The organism is Rummeliibacillus pycnus (genome assembly GCF_050459865.1).
GTDB classification, from domain to species: domain Bacteria; phylum Bacillota; class Bacilli; order Bacillales_A; family Planococcaceae; genus Rummeliibacillus; species Rummeliibacillus pycnus_B.
This window is the reverse complement of record NZ_JBCMNM010000058.1, coordinates 1-792: the sequence shown is the minus strand read 5'-3', so window position 1 is coordinate 792 and position 792 is coordinate 1. Positions and strand designations below refer to the sequence as shown.

The 792-nt window shown below is 46.7% G+C and carries 6 tRNA genes and 1 rRNA gene; all 7 read right to left on the bottom strand.

Annotated elements, in window-relative coordinates:
• Window positions 1-5: 5 nt before the first annotated feature.
• The 7 genes from ABE048_RS12915 to rrf all read right to left on the bottom strand — a co-directional run bounded on the left by ABE048_RS12915 (window position 6) and on the right by rrf (window position 702).
• A tRNA-Leu gene (locus tag ABE048_RS12915) sits at window positions 6-94 on the bottom strand.
• Window positions 95-99: 5 nt separating this feature from the next.
• Window positions 100-174, bottom strand: a tRNA-Gly gene (locus tag ABE048_RS12910).
• A gap of 46 nt (window positions 175-220) precedes the next feature.
• Window positions 221-305, bottom strand: a tRNA-Leu gene (locus tag ABE048_RS12905).
• Between the two features lie 15 nt (window positions 306-320).
• Window positions 321-396, bottom strand: a tRNA-Lys gene (locus ABE048_RS12900).
• A 15-nt stretch (window positions 397-411) separates the two neighbouring features.
• Window positions 412-487: transfer RNA gene (locus ABE048_RS12895), tRNA-Thr, on the bottom strand.
• 13 nt (window positions 488-500) lie between these two features.
• Window positions 501-576 (bottom strand) — tRNA-Val (locus ABE048_RS12890).
• 9 nt (window positions 577-585) lie between these two features.
• A 5S ribosomal RNA gene (rrf, locus tag ABE048_RS12885) occupies window positions 586-702 on the bottom strand.
• Window positions 703-792 lie beyond the last annotated feature (90 nt).

Below are 792 nucleotides of genomic sequence, written 5' to 3'. Positions count from 1 at the left end.
AAAAATGGTGCCGAGGGCCGGAATCGAACCGGCACGGTAGTCACCTACCGCAGGATTTTAAGTCCTGTGCGTCTGCCAGTTCCGCCACCCCGGCATATTTGGAGCGGAAGACGGGGTTCGAACCCGCGACCCCCACCTTGGCAAGGTGATGTTCTACCACTGAACTACTTCCGCATATGCATGTGTTATTTAATCTGGCATTATTTAGTTTTAAAATAAATGGTGCGGGTGAAGGGAGTCGAACCCCCACGCCTTGCGGCGCTAGATCCTAAGTCTAGTGCGTCTGCCAATTCCGCCACACCCGCAATATTTAATTAAAATGGTGAGTCATGCAGGATTCGAACCAGCGACCCTCTGATTAAAAGTCAGATGCTCTACCAACTGAGCTAATGACTCATTTTAAAAGAAATATGGTGCCGGCGAAAGGAGTCGAACCCTCGACCTACTGATTACAAGTCAGTTGCTCTACCAACTGAGCTACACCGGCAAAATAATATATATGGTGGAGGATGACGGGATCGAACCGCCGACCCTCTGCTTGTAAGGCAGATGCTCTCCCAGCTGAGCTAATCCTCCATTTATATAGCCTAGCAACGTCCTACTCTCGCAGGGGGACAGCCCCCAACTACCATTGGCGCTAAAGAGCTTAACTTCTGTGTTCGGCATGGGAACAGGTGTGACCTCTTTGCCATCATTACTAGACTATGTTTTTTAAAGACAAGAATAATTATATCATTTTCTAGGTAAAAGTCAATAACTTTTTTAGAAAAGTTTTTCTTGTTCTTTCAAAAC